Annotated in this window: 18 protein-coding genes; 9 read left to right on the forward strand and 9 right to left on the reverse strand. The window is 32.1% G+C overall.

Going from position 1 to position 21,632, the window contains the following annotated elements:
* The first annotated feature begins 203 nt into the window (after positions 1–203).
* Positions 204–995 carry a patatin-like phospholipase family protein gene (locus AB671_RS12315; protein WP_066679773.1) on the forward strand — a complete coding sequence of 264 codons (792 nt, stop codon included), beginning with the start codon at positions 204–206 and terminating at the stop codon, positions 993–995.
* Between the two features lie 116 nt (positions 996–1,111).
* Here the strand turns inward: AB671_RS12315 and ade are convergent, their stop codons facing one another.
* The 8 genes from ade to AB671_RS12355 all read right to left on the reverse strand — a co-directional run bounded on the left by ade (position 1,112) and on the right by AB671_RS12355 (position 9,819).
* Entirely contained in the window at positions 1,112–2,737 is a 1,626-nt protein-coding gene (gene ade, locus AB671_RS12320) for an adenine deaminase (protein WP_066679772.1), read from the reverse strand.
* Between the two features lie 65 nt (positions 2,738–2,802).
* The gene (locus AB671_RS12325) at positions 2,803–3,237 is read right to left on the reverse strand and encodes a hypothetical protein (protein WP_066679771.1); all 435 of its coding nucleotides are present in this window, start codon (positions 3,235–3,237) and stop codon (positions 2,803–2,805) included.
* 61 nt (positions 3,238–3,298) lie between these two features.
* Positions 3,299–3,820 carry a hypothetical protein gene (locus AB671_RS12330; RefSeq protein WP_066679770.1) on the reverse strand — a complete coding sequence of 174 codons (522 nt, stop codon included), beginning with the start codon at positions 3,818–3,820 and terminating at the stop codon, positions 3,299–3,301.
* Positions 3,821–3,829: 9 nt separating this feature from the next.
* Positions 3,830–4,564 (reverse strand): ABC transporter ATP-binding protein, encoded by a 735-nt coding sequence (locus tag AB671_RS12335; protein ID WP_066679769.1) that lies wholly within the window; start codon positions 4,562–4,564, stop codon positions 3,830–3,832.
* A gap of 84 nt (positions 4,565–4,648) precedes the next feature.
* A complete protein-coding gene (locus AB671_RS12340) occupies positions 4,649–5,233 on the reverse strand; it encodes a hypothetical protein (protein WP_066679768.1) in 585 nt (194 codons plus the stop codon).
* Between the two features lie 707 nt (positions 5,234–5,940).
* Positions 5,941–7,119: a sensor histidine kinase gene (locus tag AB671_RS12345; RefSeq protein WP_228391040.1), complete on the reverse strand. Its 1,179-nt coding sequence runs from the start codon at positions 7,117–7,119 to the stop codon at positions 5,941–5,943.
* Positions 7,120–7,407: 288 nt separating this feature from the next.
* The gene (locus AB671_RS12350) at positions 7,408–8,751 is read right to left on the reverse strand and encodes a sigma-54-dependent transcriptional regulator (RefSeq protein WP_066678536.1); all 1,344 of its coding nucleotides are present in this window, start codon (positions 8,749–8,751) and stop codon (positions 7,408–7,410) included.
* Positions 8,752–8,790: 39 nt separating this feature from the next.
* Positions 8,791–9,819 carry a YhcG family protein gene (locus AB671_RS12355; RefSeq protein ID WP_082987300.1) on the reverse strand — a complete coding sequence of 343 codons (1,029 nt, stop codon included), beginning with the start codon at positions 9,817–9,819 and terminating at the stop codon, positions 8,791–8,793.
* A gap of 227 nt (positions 9,820–10,046) precedes the next feature.
* On the opposite strand from AB671_RS12355, the gene AB671_RS12360 reads away from it, so the two are divergent.
* The 6 genes from AB671_RS12360 to AB671_RS12385 all read left to right on the forward strand — a co-directional run bounded on the left by AB671_RS12360 (position 10,047) and on the right by AB671_RS12385 (position 18,252).
* Positions 10,047–11,288, forward strand: a complete 1,242-nt coding sequence (locus AB671_RS12360; RefSeq protein ID WP_066678535.1) for an efflux RND transporter periplasmic adaptor subunit — start codon at positions 10,047–10,049, stop codon at positions 11,286–11,288.
* Between the two features lie 7 nt (positions 11,289–11,295).
* Positions 11,296–12,711: a DUF4932 domain-containing protein gene (locus AB671_RS12365; RefSeq protein WP_066678532.1), complete on the forward strand. Its 1,416-nt coding sequence runs from the start codon at positions 11,296–11,298 to the stop codon at positions 12,709–12,711.
* Between the two features lie 148 nt (positions 12,712–12,859).
* Entirely contained in the window at positions 12,860–13,642 is a 783-nt protein-coding gene (locus AB671_RS12370) for a hypothetical protein (RefSeq protein WP_157444205.1), read from the forward strand.
* On the forward strand, positions 13,639–14,361 hold the full coding sequence (locus AB671_RS12375; protein ID WP_066678528.1) for an ABC transporter ATP-binding protein: 723 nt from the start codon (positions 13,639–13,641) through the stop codon (positions 14,359–14,361). The genes AB671_RS12370 and AB671_RS12375 overlap by 4 nt, the downstream gene beginning before the upstream one ends.
* A gap of 92 nt (positions 14,362–14,453) precedes the next feature.
* On the forward strand, positions 14,454–16,868 hold the full coding sequence (locus AB671_RS12380; RefSeq protein WP_066678537.1) for an ABC transporter permease: 2,415 nt from the start codon (positions 14,454–14,456) through the stop codon (positions 16,866–16,868).
* An 85-nt stretch (positions 16,869–16,953) separates the two neighbouring features.
* The gene (locus AB671_RS12385; protein ID WP_066678527.1) at positions 16,954–18,252 is read left to right on the forward strand and encodes a TolC family protein; all 1,299 of its coding nucleotides are present in this window, start codon (positions 16,954–16,956) and stop codon (positions 18,250–18,252) included.
* 4 nt (positions 18,253–18,256) lie between these two features.
* Here the strand turns inward: AB671_RS12385 and AB671_RS12390 are convergent, their stop codons facing one another.
* Positions 18,257–19,738: a PLP-dependent aminotransferase family protein gene (locus AB671_RS12390; RefSeq protein ID WP_066678526.1), complete on the reverse strand. Its 1,482-nt coding sequence runs from the start codon at positions 19,736–19,738 to the stop codon at positions 18,257–18,259.
* Positions 19,739–19,803: 65 nt separating this feature from the next.
* Here AB671_RS12390 and AB671_RS12395 point away from each other — a divergent pair, with 65 nt between their 5' ends.
* Positions 19,804–20,427 carry a hypothetical protein gene (locus AB671_RS12395; protein WP_066678525.1) on the forward strand — a complete coding sequence of 208 codons (624 nt, stop codon included), beginning with the start codon at positions 19,804–19,806 and terminating at the stop codon, positions 20,425–20,427.
* The gene (locus AB671_RS12400) at positions 20,420–21,529 is read left to right on the forward strand and encodes an aminotransferase class I/II-fold pyridoxal phosphate-dependent enzyme (RefSeq protein WP_066678524.1); all 1,110 of its coding nucleotides are present in this window, start codon (positions 20,420–20,422) and stop codon (positions 21,527–21,529) included. The genes AB671_RS12395 and AB671_RS12400 overlap by 8 nt, the downstream gene beginning before the upstream one ends.
* The last annotated feature ends 103 nt before the right edge of the window (positions 21,530–21,632 follow it).

Consider the following 21,632-nt stretch of genomic DNA (forward strand, 5'->3'; position numbering starts at 1 on the left):
CTGAACTTCTGAAAATTTACTGTTTTTCATAGTCTTCCAAATTTAAAAACTATATTTTTAAATGTTCCTGTTTTTGGGGAAGATTACACTACTTATAAAATTAAACCACAGATCTTGTCTGTGGTTTTTTGTTTTAAATAATTAACAAAATATTTAGATTCCTTAAATGTAATGTTTAAAGATGTTTTTCTTACATTTATTTAATGAATTTTGAAAAAACAGGATTGGTTTTATCAGGCGGTGGTACCAAAGGAATCGCTCATGCAGGAGTATTAAAGTTCTTGAACGAACAGAATATTGATGTAGATATTCTGGCTTGTTGCAGCGCTGGTTCTATAGTGGGATGCCTTTATGCAATCGGGAAAAAGCCTGAGGAAATTTTAGATTTCTTTCAATCAATATATTTTTTTAATTGGAAACATTTTACATTTAATCAGCCTGGCTTGGTTTCTTCGGTGATCTTTAATACTTATCTGAAGCCGATTTTCAATGATATGAAGATTGGTGACCTTGACAAAGAAGTAAAAATCGTTGCCACTGAATTGGTTGGCGGAACTGAGAAAATTTTTGATAATGATTTTTTAATAACTGATGCTATTATTGCCTCATGCTCAATTCCGGGCATTACAACACCTTATATTTTAGGCGAAGAAATGTTCTGTGACGGAGGTGTTTTGAATAATTTTCCAGCAGATATTATCCGCGCTGACTGTGATAAACTGATTGGCGTATTTGTTTCGCCGCCTCACGATATTAAAATAGATGATTTAAAGACGATAAAGTCGATTGTCTCGCGGTCGTATGATTTGCTTTCATACCGCATCGAAAAGGTGAAATTTGAGCATTGCGACTGGTTGATCTCGTCTCAGGATCTATCAAGCTACGGAACTTTTGAACGGAGAAAAGATCGTCTAGAGCAAATATTCAATATTGGTTATCGGGCAGCCAAAGAAAGCTTTTCGGAAAGCAATTATTTTCCAAAAATTAAAAATTAAATTCTATATAAGTTTTAAAAATAATTCATTACCTACTAAAACATTTAATTTTACACTATCAACTATCAACTATCAACTATCAACTATCAACTATCAACTATCAACTATCAACTATTTTAAATAAAAACATCTGTAAATTCAAAACTTTTACCATTAAATAATCCTTTGTCACTGAGTTTTAATTCTGGGATTACTAAAAGAGCCATGAAAGACAAGCTCATGTAGGGAGCCCTCAGTTTGCTTCCTAATTCTTTCGCACGTCTGTCTAATTTAATATAAGATTCTGCGACCTGTTCAGCAGGAAGATTGGTCATAATTCCAGCAATGGGCAATTCCAAAACCATTTCTTCAGTTTTTGTTGCCAAAGAAATTCCTCCTTTAGCTTTAATTATAGCATTTACAGCTTTACAAATATCAGTATCATTGGTTCCTACGACCACAATATTATGACAATCGTGAGCAACACATGATGCGATAGCACCGTCTTTTAACCTGAAATTTTTAATAAATGCAACGGCAACCGGAGCATCATTATAACGGTTAACTACAGCAATTTTCAGGATATCTTCATCCGTATTTGATTCAGCATATCCATTGATATTTAATGTGTTTGAATGGATTTCATGAGTGATGAGTTGTCCGTCTAAGGTTTCTATGATGCGAATTTTTTCACCCTCACTTTTGATCTTAAAATCAGAAGGTTGTTTTAAATTACAATGGAAATTATTAATAATATCCGATTTAACGGGTTGGATAAAAGAAGTACCATTTTCGTAAACCAAATCTCCATCGATATATGTCTTCAAAATATTAAAATCTTCGATATTATTAATTTCAATAAAATCTGCGTTATCCCCAATTTGCAATAAACCAATCGGTAGATTGTAATGCTTAATCACATTGTAAGAAGCTGCACGAAGAACGTTGTATAGATCATGACCTTCTTTTAATGCACGTTTTACATGGTCGTTGATATGAGATTCAATCAAGTTATCAGGATGTTTGTCATCACAACAAAACATGATTTGCTCTGGAAAGTCTTTTAACAAGGGAATCAACGTATCAAAATTTTTCGCGGCACTTCCTTCTCTTATCATGATTTTCACCCCATGTTTTAGTTTTTCAAGCGCTTCATCATAACCAAAACACTCATGATCTGTAGATATTCCGGCGTTGAAATAATTTTTCATGGTTTCGCCCATCAATCCTGGAGCGTGTCCATCGATAGGTTTGTTGTGTTTTTTGGCGAATTCTATTTTCTTTAAAACTTCTTCATCTTTGTAAATGACGCCCGGAAAATTCATCATTTCAGCCAAATAAACAATTTCCTTTCTGCTCAATAATTCGTTAATATCATTAGAGTCTATTACCGCTCCCGCCGTTTCAAAATTTGTAGCAGGAACACACGAAGGAGCGCCAAAATAAAAATGAAAAGGAACTTGTCGAGCATTGTCGATCATATAATTTACACCAGCGATTCCCAAAACATTGGCAATCTCATGCGGATCCGAAATTGTTCCTACAGTACCATGTTTTACGGCAATTCGTGCAAATTCTGACGGTATGAGCATACTGCTTTCAATATGTACATGAGCATCGATAAATCCGGGTAAAATATAGGTGCTCAAAGATTCGTTGATTCTTTTTATCGAAGCTATTTTATTGTGTGAAATAATAACTTCTGCCGAATAAATATCTTTAGCGACTATATCGATTAAATTTGCTTTTAAAGTAAATTCCATGTGTTGATTTAAATAAACAATTCCTAATTGTGAAATTAGGAATTATTTTTAGATTGTATTTAAAATTAATTTTTAACTATTTGCGCATCCTGCCTTACCAAAGTTTCGCCGTTTCCATCGATGACAACTAATGTATAAGGAGCTTTTTTGGCTGAAGCGGTAAGGTAGTTTCTCCAAACCTGATACAGTGTTCCGTTATTGTTAAATTCAAAATAATAATTTCCACCCGATCCATCAGGAATTAATTCGCCATTACTGATGATCATACTCGGTTTTGCCGTAATTTTTGTGTTGGCGCCCCAAGATTGATACAGGTAATTGCCATTCGGCTGTTTATCAATTCTTACTTTGAACTTTTTGGTCTTAATAATAATCGTTTTCGGAACATTTTGAAAATAAGCGGTTCCATTATCTTTTTTGGGAGTGGGATTTAAATCATGTGCAGAAATCAGAGAAAACTGAGCAATACATAAAGTTCCTAATAATAATTTCTTAATCATTTTTATTTGTTTTAAATTATGAAATGGGAATCAAATTTAAAGCCAACTGAAATATTAAAAACTATTTCTTTTGATTTGCAATGATAATATTTTCTATTTCTTTTTTCTCTATACTATTTTCAAGTAAAAATCTGCCATCATTTATAATTTCCTTTTCATACACCCATTTTTCCCAATTATAGATATAAAATTTAGTATGAGAGATTAAAACTTCTTTTCTTTCTGTAGAATCGCTATAATTTAAAGTAGCTTTTTTCTCTTTAATAATATAAATGGGAATAGAATTTTTTAGATAGATTGTTGTTTTAGCGAAGTTATTATCATATAAATACCAATAATGTTTTAAAACGATCGGTATTGGTTTTTCTTTATCATTTTGAATTTCATCAGTTAAAATTACTTGTTCCTCATCAGGAGAATGACCTTGTTGAAATGTATGAAAATATTCCTCATCAGCAGAAGTCTTACTATTAATAAAATCGACTTCTTCAATTATTTCTTGCTTAGTTATTTGAGCATTAAAAATATTTTTTGAAGAAAAAAAATATAATAAAATTAAAAAAAAATAAGATTTTAGATCCATTTTATTATTTTAAAAAAAATAATCCTCAGTCTCAATTTCAACCTTAAGACCCTGCGTATAACTCGCAAAAGCTTCTTCCAAACTATTAAATTTCCCTTTAAACTCTTCAATATTACAATCCTGAAGAATGTTTCCTTTGTGAATAAGGATCACGCGTGTGCAAAGCGCTTCAACTTCCTGCATAATATGTGTAGAAAGTAAAACAGTTTTTTCTTTACCGATTTCTTTGATTACATTTCTGATTTCAAGAATCTGATTCGGATCTAAACCGTTCGTTGGCTCATCTAATATCAATAAATCTGGTTGATGAATAATTGCCTGCGCCAAACCAACTCTCTGCTTATATCCTTTAGAAAGCTGACTGATTTTTTTGGACTTTTCAGGGGTAATTCCGACTAATTCTATCACCTCATCAACCCTTGCTTCAGAAATCTTATGAATGTTCGCAACAAATTGCAAATATTCTTTCACATACATTTCCAAGTAAAGCGGATTGTTTTCGGGAAGAAATCCGATGTTTTTTTTGCTTTCAATCTCAAAATCTGAAATATTTATTCCGTTAAAGATAATCTCGCCCTCATCAATTTTCAATGCACCGACAATAGATTTCATTAACGTAGATTTTCCAGCTCCGTTAGGACCCAAAAGGCCAATGATTTCATTTTTATCAATGGTGATGTTGATGTTGTTTAGAGCAGTCTGCTCGCCAAATTTCTTTGTTAGATTAATTACCTGAAGCGACATAGTACAATGAGATATTTTCACAAAAATAGAAATAAAAAACTCATTCGGGAAGAATGAGTTGATATATATTGTGAAAAATGAAATTTATTTTCTTTTTTTCGTAGGTTTTACCGGCGTTTTTGTTGCGGGTGCAGTGTAATTTTGTGTGCTATTAACTGAGTTTTGTACGGTATTATTTACAGGATTTACCGGAGTCTGTTTTACAACTGTTTTATAAAGTGCTGCTTTTGGGGTTCCTATACCAAAAATCTTATCAATCTGTTTTTTGTTTAAAAATTGAGATTTTCCTACATATTTTTTATTCTTATTGATGTATTGAATAATCTGAACAGTAGGTTGCCCGTAGTTTTTCTCATACTGCAGCTCAATAATATCGTTGGGAAGTTCTAAAGAAATGTTCCCAGTTGGCTGATCGATAAAACCATCAGTAATCATTTTATAAAGCTCTTGTACATCACCATTCATATCATGAAATGAAAACGATCTGAAAGTGTTAAGATTACTGGTGTTAATATCCTGATAATTAAAAGTGAATTTATTATCCTTTTTATATAAACCAACAGAATTATCTTTTCCGATTTCTATTAGTGTTTCATTTTTAAGAACCTTTATTTGTGAAAATGCGGATATTCCAGAGAACAGGGTAAGGAGTAAAATTATTTTTTTCATGTTATTGTAAGTTTAATATTTTGGTTGGTAACGCTACTTTACAGATAGAATTATTAAACACTATTTCTTTTATAAGGCAAAAATAATGTTTTTTTTTAATTTGCTTTTAACGAATTATTATGCAAATCGTAATATATCACAAAAGAAAATGATTTTGAAATTTAGTTTTGTTTTTTGGCTATTATAATCTTTTTCATCTTCATTTAGATAATGTATTGTAACTTATAAATTAGTTTTTTTTAGTTTATGATGTAGGTGTTTTATTTTAGCTTTTTATATATTGATTATTTTTAATTTTAGTATTATGAATATATAAACCCTATCATTAAATAGAATTTGTTTATAATTTTAGTTGTAATTTATTTATTTAAAGCGTTTTATGGCTTTTGTTTTAGCTCTTGTATTTTGTTTGAAATTTAATTTTAAATAAAAAATAAACTGACTATTCATAAATATTTAAAAATAATTTCATCATAATTCAAAAAGATATTTTAATTGAAATTAAAAATTGAACAAATAGCAAGAGAATGAATACGTGTTATTAACGTGTTTTTTTTAATCCATTTTACTCTTAGAAATTTCTTGCAGATTATTACAATAAATAAAGAAAAGCAAATAAAATACCAATTTTTATAAATTTTCAATAAAATTAAAATCTGATTTATTCATAAAAATAATCACATTTTTTAACCGATTTAATAAGGCTCTTAGCTTACAAACCAAATTTCAAAACGGCTTCCTTGTTCTAATGATTTATAATTAAGATAACCTTTATGCGCCTCGATAATACTTTTGCTGAGTGTCAATCCAATTCCTGAACCTTCGTTTCTTGTTGTAAAAAACGGAAGAAAAATCTTATCCTGAATTTCCTTCTGAATTCCGATTCCGCTGTCTTCTACGCTCAGAATAATACGTTTGTTAAGGATTTTAATTTCTGTTTTGATGATTCTTTCTTGAGTATTAGAAACCGCAAAAATTGCATTCAGGTAGAGATTAATCAGACACCGTTCAATCATTTTTTGATCTGCAAAAACCATCTGATTCTCTAATGAATTGATGATGGTAATATTGTTTTTTTCAAATTCCGGTTTCAGAAAATTAAGCGCAGATTCTACAATATGAGTCAACGAAATCGTTTTGCAAATTGGTTTCGGAAGCTCTGCAACCTGTCTGTAATCATCCACAAAATTCAGTAATTGTTTAGATTTGTTGTTGATAATCATCAGGCTTTCCTTCATGTCTTGCTGGTCTTCTTTTTCGATAAATTCTTGATTGGCAATGTATTCAAGGTTTTGAATCAAACTGTTAACCGGCGTTAAAGTATTGAGTAATTCATGAGAAATGACTTTCATCAGATTATTCCACGCCAGTTTTTCTTTTTGCTCAATAATTTTCTGAACAGATTCTAAGCTGATGATACAGAAACGGTTTTTTACATTTTGCACTTTCTTGGTTCTGAGAGAAAACGACTGTTTCGTATTTTCATTAATTGAAATATCGAAAAATTCCTGAGAGTTTTCATAGTTTGATTGTTCAATAATTTTATAAAAATTGGGTGTTTTATTTTCATAAAGATTCCAGTGATTGTATTTTGGGATTTCCAGAATTTCCAGAAAAACAGGGTTCACATAAAAAACTTCCCATTCATTATTTTCTTCGGAAAGAATCATCAATCCAATTTCCAGCTGATTCAAAATTTCTTCATACAAAAGTTTGTAAGAAGAATGCGAAAGATGCTCTTCTTTGCTTTGATAATAGAGCTTTACAGCATTTTCTAACAAAGTGTTTTCATCGGTTTCAGGAAACAAAGAGAAATCTTTTTTCTGAATTGCCAAAAGCAACTTTTCTGTTTTTTGGATGTAAGATAAAGCCGAATTTTGAGCCAAAATTATACAACAAATGCCAATTAAAGAAAAAAGGATACAATTAATCCACCTGTTTTGAGAATAAAAATCGAACGCAAAAATTCCGCTGACAATCGCAAGCAGAATAAATAGTAACCAAAAAAACTGTTGTTTTTTCATTATTTTTTCAATGTTCATTGATAGGATTTTATCCTATCCTTTATTAAATCGTTCCTTCGGAACTCTCAGAATAACATTTAGAGTTGTCACACTAAGTGGAGTCGAAGTGTTTAAAATCTATCAACCAATTACTATCAGCTAAGAACCAAATCATAATTCAAATTTCTCCATTCGTCTATACAACGCAGCTCTCGATAATCCCAAATCTTCCGCTGCTGAAGAAATATTTCCACGGTGTTTTTTTAATGCTTTTTTGATGAGAATCTCTTCCATTTCTTCGATGTTCAGATTGATGATTGTATTTTCAGATTCTTCATCTTGAGGCATTAATAATTTGAGATTTTTTTCGTTGGAAAGAATTACACTTCTTTCGATACAATGGTCGAGTTCGCGTATGTTTCCAGGCCAAGAATAATGGGTTAATTCTAAAATTAAAGCATCATTCAAAATCAAATATGGTTTATGATATTTTTGCTTATATTTTTCCAGAAAGTAGTTGGCTAAATGAGGAATATCTTCCAAACGCTCTCTCAGACTTGGAATATTTAATTCAACCGTATTGATTCTGTAATACAAATCTTTCCTAAATCGATTTTCAGAAACTGCTTTTTTAAGATTTTCATTGGTGGCAAAAATAAACCTTACATCTAATAATCTCTCCTTACTTTCCCCAATTCTTGACAATTTTCTGTTTTGAATCAAGCTTAATAATTTGGTTTGAAGATGAAGCGGAAGATTCCCAATCTCGTCAAGAAAAACCGTTCCGTTTTGAGCATTTTCAATCTTTCCGGAATAATCCTGATTAGCATCTGTAAAAGCTCCTTTTTTATAACCAAATAATTCGGCTTCAAATAGATTTTCGGAAAGGCTTCCCAAATCGATATGTACAAAAGGTTGATTTTTTCTTTCAGATAGTTCGTGAATGTGTTCCGCTAAAACATATTTTCCGGTTCCGTTTTCTCCCAAAAGTAAAACATTAGCATCGGTTGCAGAAACTTTTTCAATCTGATTCATCACTTCTTTCATCGGCTGAGAATGAGTTTCCAGTTGATATTGATTGGTCTTGATGCTCACATTTTCCCATTGATTGAGTTTTTTATTTTTTCGGGAAATGTCAACAGCCAAATTTACAGAAGCGTACAGCTTTTCGTTATTCCAAGGTTTCAGAATAAAATCAGAGGCACCGTTTTTTAAGGCTTCAACAGCTAATTCTACTTCGCCATAAGCAGTCATGAGAATGATTGGAAGTTGCGGTTCTAAAGTTTTAATTTCCTGCATCCAATACAAACCGTCTTTTCCGCTTTCAAAACCTTTCCTGAAATTCATATCGAGAAGAACAGCATCCACCTGTTGCTCGGTTAAAAATTTCAAAATACTTTTCGGCTGACTGAGACAGCTCACTTCCGTGAAAAATTTCTTAAGCCAGACCCTTGCCGAAAATAAAATATCTTCGTCGTCATCTACAATTAAAATATGAGCTTCTTTTTTTCGCATTTTTTGAATTTAATAATAAATAAGAATTACAGCAATTTTTTACGTTCGAAACGTTCTTTTGCTTCGATTAAGGCTAAATGTAATTTTCTTTCCAGTTCTTTTTTTTGATGGTAATTCGGTCCAATATTCAGCAACCATAATTCCATCTTTGTGCATTTCCAATAATTCTACCTGTTCCTTACTGCTTTCTGCACAAAGTATTAATCCAATTGGAGTTTCTTCGCCTTCTTGACGCTCATTTTTGTTGAGCCATTTCAAATATAATTCCATTTGGCCTTTATATTTGGCTTGAAATTTTCCTAATTTTAATTCGATTGCCCCCAATCTTTTGAGTGAACGATGATAAAATAAAAGGTCAAGATAAAAATCTTCTCCGTCGATAATCATTCTTTTTTGGCGTTCTACAAAAGCAAATCCTTTCCCTAATTCTAAAATGAATTTTTCCAGCTCGTGAAGAATGGCTGTCTCGATGTCTTTTTCTAAATAATCATTTTGCAAGCCAAGGAAATCTAATAAATAGGGATCTTTGAATGTATTTATTGGAAAGTTTTCGTTCTGTGATGATTGTAGATTGGCAATTTCTGTTCTTTCAAAAGCTTTGCTGGCAATTTGTTTGCGAAGTTCTCTCACGCCAAGTGTATCATTGATTGCTAATTGCGCGTAAAATTGTTTGGCTTCGACTGATTTTAAAGGAATTAAAATCAAAAAATGAGACCACGTCAATTGTCGTGACAGTGTAACGACAATTGGAAAATCGGAAAAATGTTCTGCAAATTGCATCATTCTTCGTACATTTTTTTCAGCAAAATTCCGACCATATAAAGTTTCCAATTGCGCCGACACTGTTGACACAATTTGCTTTCCGTATTCTGCACGTTGATTTTGGAGGATGTCATCATTGATACGTTTTCCAACCTGCCAAAACAAAATGGTCAGCGTACTGTTGGCTTGCATCGCCACTTGATGGCGACTTTGTTCAATTAATTGGGATAAATCAACAAATAGTTTTTCGTTTGAAAATGCTATTTGATTATCGGGAGATTCTGTATTTTTTATTTTTTTAGCCATATTTTATATCCATCATTTGTAAATTTTGTCGAATGAAACTATCATTTATCATTAATAATTCATCATTAATAATTATCGTGTCCGTTTTCGCACAAAAAGTGTTCGATAATGAACAGTCTTAAAATTAATTAAAATATATTTAATCACATTTTCAAGGAGTTATAAAATTATAAATCTCTGGCATTTGAATTGACTAATTATCTGTAAGTAAAATAGTTATCTCAAATATGGATACGAAAATAGTAAAAAAGAATTCTAAACTAAAATTAATATTAATCATCATGGTTTCTGCTTTAGCGGTTTTGGTTTTTGGATGGTATTTTCTCAATCAGAAAAAAACATTTAATGTAAAGTTAGAAGATGTCACGACGGATGAGGTGACGAAAGGAAAATTCGAAGATATGTTGATGGTAACGGCACAAACGCAATCTCTTAATTCTTCTTTGGTGAATGTTTTGGAAGGTGGCGCTGTGAAAGAAATTTTTGCAGAAGATGGACAAATGTTAACAAAAGGACAATCTATTGCGAGAGTTTATAATCCGAATACAGAATTTAATTACTTGAATCAGGAAACCGGAATTATGCAGCAAATCAGCCAAATGAGAAGCTCGCTTTTAGAATTGAAAAACCAGGAATTCAATCAGGATAAAGAACTGTTGCAGTCTCAGAATGATTACAATACGGCTTTGCAGGCTTATAATCTTCAGAAAAGATTGTACGATGCAGAAATCGGAAAGAAAACCGATTATGATATGGCTTCACAAAATCTTAATTATCAAAAACAAAGAAAGCAAATCGTAGAAAAAGGAAGTGCCAATGAAAAAATATCCAGAAACTCTCAGTTTGGAGCCATTAACAATTCCATCAATCAAATGGAAAAAAGTTTGGATATTTTGCGTTCTAATAAAAATAATTTTTTAATTATGGCGCCGGTTTCTGGAAGATTGTCTTCATTTAATATTTCGCTTGGACAGAATTTGACAACGGGTGAAAGCATCGGAAAAATAGATTTGATGGGCGGTTATAAATTGATTGCAAAAGTGGATGAATACTATATCAACAAACTTCAAGTCGGAATTAAAGGAAGTCTGGAAAGCAATGCTAAACAGTATGAAGTAATTATCTCAAAAATTCTTCCAGAAGTAAAAGACGGACAGTTTTCTGTGGAACTTAATTTTATCGATGTAAAAATTGAAAATTTAAAAATTGGGATGACTTTCGGAGTGAAGCTGAAATTGTCTGCTGATACACAAAGTCTGATGATTCCGAAAGGAAATTTTTATAAAGACACTAATGGAAAATGGATTTTCGTTCTGAAAAATAATAAAGCAGAAAAACGAGATATCAGTTTGGGCAGAGAAAACCCAATGTATTACGAAGTTGTTTCAGGATTGAAAGTTGGGGAAACCGTTATTACTTCAGATTATTCTGAATTGAAGAAATACGAAATATTAGATATAAAAAAATAAAATAAGCATGATTTTGATTAAAAAACTTTGGATGGTAAGTATTCCTTTGGTTTCAATTTTAAACTTTTCGCAGGAAAAATTAACTCCTAAAGTAGATGAAAGAGTGGAAATTGTAAGTACTGTTTTTCGATTGGCAGGAGCGAAAGAATATAGCAGTGATTACAATAAAAAATATGCAGCAGATATCAATACTTATTTTAATGCCTATAAAAACTCAGGAATTATTGAATTTATTAAGGAAAATAGAAATAAAAACGGTTTGGTAAATGATGCTGTGATGTCGATGGCGCTTCATTTATCTTTTAAGAATGGAAAATTTAGCCAGATAAAAGAAAAAGTAAATTCTTTGGATAAAAGATGGGAAAAAGTAGATAAAAAACAATTTATTTCTTTGTTGAATCAGTTTTACAAAAACACAAATTTTCAGGACTTTTTTAACAATCATATTGGAGATTATAAAAAAGCAGAAGACGAATATCAGACAACTATTCTGTCTGATTTTAATCAAGATTGGTATTCTAAATTTTATGGCAAAAAAGCCAGTGAACATTACAAAATTATTTTAGGCTATGGAAATGGTGGTGGAAATTATGGAATTAAAGTTCATCCCGAAAAACAGCAAGAAATTGTAAATGCTGTTGTAGGAATGTCATCTTTTGATAAGGATGGAAACGCAGAGTTTGATAAAAACGAGTTTCAGCCTTTACTAATCCATGAGTTCAACCATTCGTTTATCAATTATATTTTGGAGATTGGCGATAACAAATCCAAATTAGAAAATTCGGCCAAGATTATTTTTGAATTAGTAAAAGAAGAAATGGAATCTCAAGCATACACCAATTGGGAAATCATGATTAATGAAAGTTTGGTAAGAGCTTGCGTTGTTCGTTATATGATGGATAATAAATATTCGCAAAAAGAGATTGATGAAGAAATTTCCATCCAGGAAAAAAACAAATTTTTATGGATAAAAGATTTAGTGGAATTGTTGGGGAGATATGAAAGTAACAGAAAAAAATATCCGACGTTAGAGAGTTTTTATCCGGAAATTATTTCTTGTTATAATCAATTAACTCCAAAATTGATAACCTTTATCAGCGATTATGAGAAGAATCAGCCTAAAGTCGTATCTATTTCTCCTGATATCTGGAATAAAAATGATGTAAATCCTTCGATTAAGGAAATTACAGTCAATTTTGACAAAGAAATGGCAGAAGGATCTTCTATCAAATTGGGAAGCTCAGGAAAAGAGCATTTTCCGTTGGTAAAAAATGAAGGTTTTGTAAATGATCATAAAGGAATAAAGCTCTTGACTGATATGAAACCAAATACAGAATATGAGTTTGTATTGACTGATAATAAATTTAAGTCTAAAGAAGGGTATCCTTTAAAGCAAACCGTAATAAAATTTAAGACAAAATAATTGTCAAATACTGTTTAATAAATATCTAAAAAGAATGTTGAAATTTCTATTACTCATATTCATCTTTATTCTCAGTTTTTTTACATTCACTGTTTTTAAAGGGCAAAGCATTGATTTTAAATGGGAAAAAGACTCAATCAATGGAAAAATGGTTGAAAAAATCGCGATGAGCGTACCTTTTACTATTGAGAACAAAACGTATCGGTTTCAATTTGATCTTGGAGCAAATATGACTTTAATCTATGATAAATGCTTTGAAAATACTGAATTGATCAAGAATAAGAAAACAGACCATCCAATGGAAGCTGCTGGTCATCAAGTTTTCACCATTGACAACCAGAATTTTAGTGTTGGAAAACTAAAAGTAGAAAATTATAAACTTCACGGACTTTTGAACTTCAATCAGGAAGAAGCTTGTGGCGTTGTAGGAGCTGATCTATTTCAAAATAAATATTTAATTATTGACTTTCCTAATAAAAAAGCAACGGTAAGTGAGAAGCTGAAATCCTCTAGAAGGATAGACTTTGTTTACATTAAAATCATTAATAATAAACCAATTATTCCTTTGAAGATTGATGGTAAAGTTTATCATTTTCAATATGATAATGGGGCAAGCATTTTTCCGATTGTTTCTTACAAAAAGAATTTCCAAAATTTAATTGATTCATCTAAGATTATCGAAAACTTTAATATCAGAAATTTTAATAATCCATTAATTGTTAAAGCTATAGAAGCCAATAAAGAAATTATCATAGGAAAATCATCATTCAATACCAAAGAATTCTGGTTTACAGACGAAGATTATTTCTCCTTCGAACAACATGGAATTGACGGAATTATTGGAAATGTCTTCTTTTTAGATAAAACGATTGTGATTGACTTTAAAAATAAAAAATTCGGAATAATTAAAAATAAAACTAATTTAAAATGATAAATATTCAAAACCTTTCTAAAACATATAAAACAGAAGATGTACAAACCAATGCGCTTAATAATGTAAGTTTAAACATTAAAGAAGGAGAATTTGTAGCGATAATGGGGCCTTCAGGTTGTGGAAAATCAACCTTTCTCAATATTCTTGGCCTTTTAGACAGCGCTTCTGCCGGTTCTTATCAGTTTGAATCGACTGAAACAATCGGAACCTCTGAAAAGAAAAAATCAGAGATCAGAAAGAAAAATATTGGTTTTATCTTCCAAAATTTTAATCTGATCGATGAATTAACGGTTTATGAAAATATCGAATTGCCTTTAATTTACAATGGTGTTTCTTCCTCAGAAAGAAAAAAAAGAGTGGAAGAAATAATGGAGAAAATCAATATTGCGCACAGAGCAAAACATTATCCACAGCAACTTTCCGGAGGTCAGCAACAAAGAGCAGCCGTTGCGAGAGCCTTAGTTACAAAACCAAAACTGATTCTTGCCGATGAGCCAACAGGAAATCTCGACAGTTCCAACGGAAATGAAGTGATGAATCTTTTAGCAGAACTTCACAGAGAAGGCTCTACAATTGCGATGGTAACACACTCTTCTTACGACGCTGGTTATGCATCAAGAATCGTGAATATGAAAGACGGTGAGATTTTTTCTGAAGAACATTCTTCTCAACGAAAAGATGTTTTCGAAAAAGCAGATGCTAAAAACTTTGAGTAAAAATCTAATTGATGGTTGTCGGTTGTTAGTTGATGGGAATTCTCAAAACTAACAACAATCAACTAACAACAATCAACCCAAAATCAACAATTATGCTACAAAACTGGCTCAAAATTGCCTTCATCAATTATAAAAAAAATTGGCTTTCCACAATTATCAATTTGTTTGGATTGACGATTGGGCTTACAGGATTTATGCTCATCCTCATGCATTGGAATGATGAAGAATCTTTCGAAAAATGGAATCCTAAGAAGGATGATATTTATTATTTTCAGACGTATTACAAAAAAGATAATATTTATGGGGCTGCTATTTCTATTCCCTTAGCTGAAAATGCTTTGAAGCAAATCTCTGAAGTTCAGGATTATGTTTTAATGAGTGGTTCTGATATCGCTTATAAGATGACCACAAAAAATAAGACAGCTTATCAGGAAGGTGGGCTTGCTGCGTCGGAGAATTTTTTCAACCTGTTTCCATTCAAATTAGTGGCTGGAAGCTATAATGATGTTTTTAAAAATGATAATAATATTGCTATTTCTAATGTGGTGGCAAAAAATCTTTTCGGAAAAACTGAAGTTGCCGGCGAAACGATTAAAATTAATACTACAGATTACATCGTTACGGCAGTTTACGAGTTGCCAAAGGAAAACAGCCAAATGAAACCGGATTTTATTTTCAAACCTGCAGAACAGTTGAAAAACGATAAAGAATCTTGGGGTAATTTCAATTATGGTTGCTTTTTTATGTTGAAAAAAGGAGCAGACCCGAGGAGTTTTGAGAAGAAATTTCTGGATATCATTATGTTGCGTGCCAAAATAAACTCTAAAGGTGCAGGAGTAACACCTCAGCAATTCATTGATACATATGGACCCACTGATTCGTTGCTTACGCCACTTGATAAAATAAAACTGCATTCAGAATCTACTTGGTTCGGGAAACCCGATTTCAAATCACTAATGATTTTGTTTACACTGTCAGTTTTAATTGTGATTTTATCAGCCATCAATTTTATCAATCTAAAAACAGCACAAGCTTCTCAAAGAGCAAAAGAAATCGGAGTAAGAAAAGCGATTGGAAGTACAAAATCTAGTCTTGTGCTTCAATTTTTAATGGAAACTTTTTTAATCTGTTTTGCTTCATATCTTTTGTCTTTGGCTTTAACGGAACTTCTTTTGCCAAGCCTCAATAAGTTTTATAACAAAGAAATTGTGATGAACGATTGGCGCGTTTACTTCTATTCATTCTTGATGGTAGCTTTGGTTACTGTGGTTTCCGGGCTTATTCCGGCTTTATATTTATCGAATTTCAAAGCGATAGAAACCTTAAAAGGAAACTTTGCAAGAAGTAAAAACGGCGTTTGGTTAAGAAACGGAATTTTGACTTTACAATTGATTATTTCATCCTTTTTCATTATCGGCGGATTGATTGTCAATCAGCAGGTAAAACATATGATGAACAAAGATTTAGGTTTCAATGGAAAGCAGATTTTTCAAATCAATTTTAATGAAGATAACAACGGAAAGCCGTGGCTGAAATATGAAAGACTGAGAACGGAAATGGCAAAAATTCCTGGTGTAGAAAGTATTTCTTTTGCAGAAGCGCCTCCCGGAACCAATAGTCAGAGTAGTTCTAATATGGATTATCTGAATACAAGTATTCAGGCTCGTCACGGTTCTATGGATTATAATTATCCTCAGTTTATGGGGGTTAAATTGCTTAAAGGACGTTGGCTTGATCCAAAATTGTCCTCAGATACTATTAATAATGCCTTGGTAAATGAAGCTTTTTTAAGAAAGTTCGGCTGGACAGATGAGCAGGCAATGAAAAGAGAAGTCAGACCGGGATTTGATAATAAACCTTATCATATTGTAGGAATTACAAAAGATTTCAACATTAGAAGCTTGAAGAGCGAAGTAGAGCCTATGATATTTTTCCATTACCGAGAAACTACTTGGAAACGATATAATGTAGGTAATATTCAATTAAAATTAAAAGCAGACGATATCGATGGAACTGTAAACAGATTGAAAACTTATTGGCAAAATAATATAGAACAGGGTTACCCATTCAACTCTTATTTTATTGATAAGCAATTTGCAAAAACCTTTGAAACGTATCAGAAACAGCAAACCCTTTTCACGATTCTTAATGCAATGGTTTTGATGGTAGCATTATTAGGATTATTCGCCTTGTCTTCATTAATGATCGAGCAAAAATTAAAAGATGTAGCGATCAAAAAAACGTTAGGTGCATCAGATGGAACTTTGATCGTAGGGTTAACGAAACAATTTCTCTGGATTACTTTTATAGCGGTTCTTGTAAGCATTCCGATCAGTTATTATCTGATGAATGAGTGGCTGAAAGATTTCGCGTACCGAATTGATATGCCGGTTTTACCATTCATTCTGAGTATGATTTTATTATTGATTTTAACTTTCGCAGTGGTGAGTATTAAGGCGTATCAAGCCACAAAAGTGAATCTTGTAAAATATCTGAAATACGAATAAAATTGGTTGATAGTTGTTGGTTATTAGTTGATAGAAATTTTATCAATAAGACCATCACCTATCAACTAATAACTAAGAACCAATTATGAAAAAACTATTCTTCATATTCATCATCAATCTTTTCCCGGCCCAACAGGGTTGGACGCTTAAAGAATGTCTAGATTACGCTTCGATAAATCATCCGCTGGTAAAACAGGCAACCGTCAATATTCAGAAAAATGACCGACAAATTGCTGCTTCAAAAGGGATGTTGCTTCCATCTGTGAATGCGGGTGTAAATCACAGCTATAGTTTGGGCTCGTCAATCAATCAGTCGAGTAATCAGCGGGAAACGCTTAATACACAATACGATCAGGTGATTGCTCAAGCAAATATTGAATTGTTTAACTGGAGGAATTATTTGAACATTTCATTATCGAAACTCAATAAAAATACAAGCACATATAGGTTTAAACAAGCTCAGAATGAAGTGAAGTTTAATGTAATTCAGAATTTTTTCACCTATCAAAACAGTAAAAGCTGGTTGGAGGTTTTAGAAACGCAGATCGCAGGAATTGAAGAACAGATCAAGCGTACCGAAAAAGAAGTGGAAATAGGAAGCCGTTCAAAAAGTGATGTTTATGATATCAAAGCCAACTTGGGAACTTTGCAGGAACAATGGGTTTCGGCAAAAAATCAGCGTGATCTGGCAAAAATAAATCTTCTGAATGCACTGAATATAACACAAGATTCTATAGATTTTGTGATGGATGACAATGGATCTTTAGTTCAGGAAGATTTTAATACCGCTGATTTTACCAATAAATTAATAGAAAATAATCCTGCTTATAAAACTGTGATTGCAGAAATCAGCGCACAGGAAAAAAATATAGATATTGAAAAATCTGCCTATTTGCCAACACTTAATGGAAACTACAGTTGGTCTACTTTTTACAATAAATCTTTAGGCAGCAATGCTCTTTCCAACACCAGTTTTTCTGATCAGTTTAGCCAGAATAAAAATCAGTCGATTTCTTTTGGACTGAATATTCCAATTTTTAATAAATTTCAGATTAAAAATAACGTAGAAATAGCAAAACTAAATGTTATTAATTCCAATTACAGCAAAGATTTAATCATTAATGATTTAACCAAATCTATCAATTCCATAAAAGCTCAGTTTCTGAATGCACAGGAAAAATACAGCCTTTTGGAACTGAATTTTGAAAACCAAAAATTGTCTTTTCAAAAATCTGAAGAAAAATATAAAGAAGGTTTAATGGATGCTTATACGTTTTTTGTGGTAAGAAATAACTGGCTTCAGGCGAATTATAATTTAATAAGCAGCAAAAATGATGTCAATCAACAAGTAGAATTATTGAAAATTCTGAAGTCTGAATTTTAAAAAATCAGGACAATAATTTGATGTTTTCAGATAAAATTTCAATGCTTTTATCCATTTCATTCAGATTCAAATTTCCAAAACCCAACCGCATTGCTGTAAGATTCTTATTCTGGTAAAGCAGGGTTTTGGGAATGAAAAGATTGTTTTGGGCACAGTTTCTACTGAGCTGCATTAGATTTACGGGGATTTTCCACTTCATCCACACCGCCAAACCTCCTGAAGGTTTTTGAAAATCGATGTATTTTCCTAAGTTTTGTTCTAAAAGAGAAACGAAATAATCTCTTCTTTCCTGATAAATTTTTAATGATTTTTTTAAATAACGGTTGATTTCTCCTTCAGCGATCATTTCTCCCAAAACGTGCTCCATCAGAACGTCGCCTTGCCGGTCTATAATCCCTAAATATTTTCGCATTTCAATCATCAGATTTTCCGGTGCAACAATGAATCCTGTTCGGAAACCGGGAACCAAAGATTTCCCAAAAGATCCGATATAAATAACCATTCCGTTGGTGTCTGCGCTTGCCAAAGGAAGAATAGGACTTTTATCATAATGAAAATCATAATCGTAATCATCCTCAAGAATGATAAAACCATATTCATTCGCAAGATTGAGTAACTCTAACCTTCTTTTTGCGCTCAAAGTGACGGTAGTAGGATAGTGGTGATGCGGCGTAAGGTAAAGCATTCTTATTTTCTGTTTTTTACATGCTTCTCTCACTTCTTCCACATTAATTCCTTCCTCATCAATCGAAATAGGTTGAATTTTTACTCCGGCTTTTTGAAAAATCATATTGACAGAGAAATAGCTTAATTCTCCGACTAAGACGATATCACCTTCAGCTAACAAAATTTCAGAGACAATATAAATACTCATTTCTGTACTGCGTGTGATCAAAAGGTTATTTTTTGAAATAGGTAAGCCTCGTGATAGATTTAAAAACTCTGATAGATTTTTTTTGAAAAATTCACTTCCATCCTGATTGTATTGTCCTATTTTATGAGCTTTTCTTTTCAAAATTGAACTGTAAATTCTGGAATGATGGTCAATTTGCGTTAAACGAATATCAGGAACGCCGTCATTGAAAATATATTCACAATTAGAATATTCAAACGGGTTGTCTAAAATATTTGAAGTTTTAAATGAAAAACCTGTTGATTTGGGATAATGTTCAAGGTTGTTCTTCTCAAAATCTTTAATTTGAAATGGTTTTTCCTGATTTTTTCCAATCACAAAAGTTCCTTTATTAGGAAGGCTTTCTACCCAGCCTTGTGCAAACAATTCGTCATAAGCAGCAACAATTGTATTTCTATGAACATTCAAAATAATGCTTAAAGCTCTCGTGCCAGGAAGTTTTATGCCAAAAGGAAGAACACCTCTTTGTATCGCATTGATTAATTGATTAGAGATTTGCATATAAATAGAAATTTCTGATTTTCTATTAATTAAAATAAAACTCTCATAAGGAAACTCAACCGGACTATTCATGATGTTTAAACTGGCACTATCTAACCATCCGGCAATATACTACTTTTGGCACAAAATAAATAGTAATGGAATTTTATAATCTTATTGATAAAATCGTTAGAGATAATAATTCTCATGCAAAATGGCTCAATACGCTGTCTTTTATGGAAAATGCGGGAGCAAGAAAAATTTCTGCTTGCGAACATCCCACAAAAGTAAGTTTAATACAGTTGAAACATGCTTGTGAAGAGCATCGACACGCGTATTACCTCAAAAAACAGATTGGAAAAATCAATGCAGAATGGTGTAAAACTTATGAAGGTAACGAGCTTTTAGCACCAATCGCAACGCGACAATATCTTCACGCTTTGGATGTGAAAGCTTGCAAATATCTTCATACTCATTTCGATTTGACAAAAGAAGAACTAAAATATGCGGCTTATCTTTTCGTGACGTATGCAATTGAAGTTCGCGCCGATGAACTATATCCTGTATATCAGGAAGTTCTTACCAAAACTAATTCAAAAGTAATGGTGAAATCTATTATATTGGAAGAAGAAGGGCATTTGGAGGAAATGGTCCATCAATTGGATGAGTTTTCTGAGAACTGGAAACCACACGCAGAGAAAATTATAGAAATTGAAAAAGATTTGCATATCGATTGGGTTAATGCGATAACTAAGGAAGTGGTGAAACCGGATTATGCTTAATCATCTTCATTATTTTCAGGAGGCTCTGGATAAAAGAAAAGCAGATCAAACTTTAAGAATATTAAAACCTCAATCTGAAGGTGTGGATTTTTACTCTAACGATTATTTGGGATTGGCAAGAAATAAAGAGTTACAGAATTTATTATTAAAACAAATTAATGATAATTCTCATTTGCTTTCAGGAAGTACCGGTTCGAGATTGATTAGTGGAAACAGTACAGAGGTTGTCGAAACAGAAAGCTTTATTTCTAAAGAACATCAAAACGAATCTGCGCTGCTTTTTTCTTCTGGATACAATGCTAATTTAGCTCTGTTTTCTACGCTTCCGAATCGTCATGATACGATTATTGTTGATGAAAAAATCCACCGTTCCGTACATGATGCCTGTAAAATGTCGCATGCCAGAAAATTAAAATTTAAGCATAATGATGTTGGTGATTTAGAAAGAATTTTAAAAAGACAAAACGGGAATTGTTACGTTGCGATAGAAAGTCTCTACTCGATGGACGGAGATTTTGCCCCGATTGAGGAGATTGCAGAAATTGTTAAAAAATACAATGCTTTTTTGATTATAGATGAGGCTCATTCTTTTGGGGTTTTCGGATATGGTTTGGTTGAAAAATACCAATTGCAAACGAAGGTTTTGGCAACTGTTATTACTTACGGGAAAGCGCTCGGTTCACATGGCGCAGCAATTTTATGTGATGAGGTTATCAAATCTTATCTTGTGAATTTTGCATCACCATTTATTTACACAACTGCAGCTCAGGATGTTCAGTGGAGAAGTATAAGAACAGGATATGAATTTTTAAAAACAAATGAAAATGAATCTTCCAGTTTACAGCAAAACATCAAAGTTTTTCATCAACAAAATATAAAAACACCGTCTTCGGAAAATAGTCCGATTCAGGCAGTTTTAGTTTCGGATAATCATCGGTTAAAAGATTTGCAGGAAACTTTATCACAGGAAGGATTTTTAACCTATGCTGTTTTTAGTCCGACTGTAAAACAAGGAACAGAAAGACTGAGAATCTGCCTTCACAGCTTCAATACAGAAGAAGAAATTATGGGTTTGACTACAATTATTAAGGGGTTTATTTAATGTGAAAAACAACATCACTTTTGTCATTCTGAAGGAATCTAAGCGAAGAATTTATTTCTAATAATTGAGATTCTTACAGAATGACAAACTAGGTGGATAAAAA

Origin of the sequence: Chryseobacterium sp. BGARF1, from assembly GCF_001677955.1 — a bacterium.
In the GTDB taxonomy this organism is placed as follows: domain Bacteria; phylum Bacteroidota; class Bacteroidia; order Flavobacteriales; family Weeksellaceae; genus Chryseobacterium.

Coding starts and splice junctions, on each gene's coding strand:
- AB671_RS12315 (WP_066679773.1), top strand. CDS start 204: ATGAATTTTGAAAAAACAGGATTGGTTTTATCAGGCGGTGGTACCAAA.
- ade (WP_066679772.1), bottom strand. CDS start 2,737: ATGGAATTTACTTTAAAAGCAAATTTAATCGATATAGTCGCTAAAGAT.
- AB671_RS12325 (WP_066679771.1), bottom strand. CDS start 3,237: ATGATTAAGAAATTATTATTAGGAACTTTATGTATTGCTCAGTTTTCT.
- AB671_RS12330 (WP_066679770.1), bottom strand. CDS start 3,820: ATGGATCTAAAATCTTATTTTTTTTTAATTTTATTATATTTTTTTTCT.
- AB671_RS12335 (WP_066679769.1), bottom strand. CDS start 4,564: ATGTCGCTTCAGGTAATTAATCTAACAAAGAAATTTGGCGAGCAGACT.
- AB671_RS12340 (WP_066679768.1), bottom strand. CDS start 5,233: ATGAAAAAAATAATTTTACTCCTTACCCTGTTCTCTGGAATATCCGCA.
- AB671_RS12350 (WP_066678536.1), bottom strand. CDS start 8,751: ATGCGAAAAAAAGAAGCTCATATTTTAATTGTAGATGACGACGAAGAT.
- AB671_RS12355 (WP_082987300.1), bottom strand. CDS start 9,819: ATGGCTAAAAAAATAAAAAATACAGAATCTCCCGATAATCAAATAGCA.
- AB671_RS12360 (WP_066678535.1), top strand. CDS start 10,047: ATGGATACGAAAATAGTAAAAAAGAATTCTAAACTAAAATTAATATTA.
- AB671_RS12365 (WP_066678532.1), top strand. CDS start 11,296: ATGATTTTGATTAAAAAACTTTGGATGGTAAGTATTCCTTTGGTTTCA.
- AB671_RS12370 (WP_157444205.1), top strand. CDS start 12,860: ATGGTTGAAAAAATCGCGATGAGCGTACCTTTTACTATTGAGAACAAA.
- AB671_RS12375 (WP_066678528.1), top strand. CDS start 13,639: ATGATAAATATTCAAAACCTTTCTAAAACATATAAAACAGAAGATGTA.
- AB671_RS12380 (WP_066678537.1), top strand. CDS start 14,454: ATGCTACAAAACTGGCTCAAAATTGCCTTCATCAATTATAAAAAAAAT.
- AB671_RS12385 (WP_066678527.1), top strand. CDS start 16,954: ATGAAAAAACTATTCTTCATATTCATCATCAATCTTTTCCCGGCCCAA.
- AB671_RS12390 (WP_066678526.1), bottom strand. CDS start 19,738: ATGAATAGTCCGGTTGAGTTTCCTTATGAGAGTTTTATTTTAATTAAT.
- AB671_RS12395 (WP_066678525.1), top strand. CDS start 19,804: ATGGAATTTTATAATCTTATTGATAAAATCGTTAGAGATAATAATTCT.
- AB671_RS12400 (WP_066678524.1), top strand. CDS start 20,420: ATGCTTAATCATCTTCATTATTTTCAGGAGGCTCTGGATAAAAGAAAA.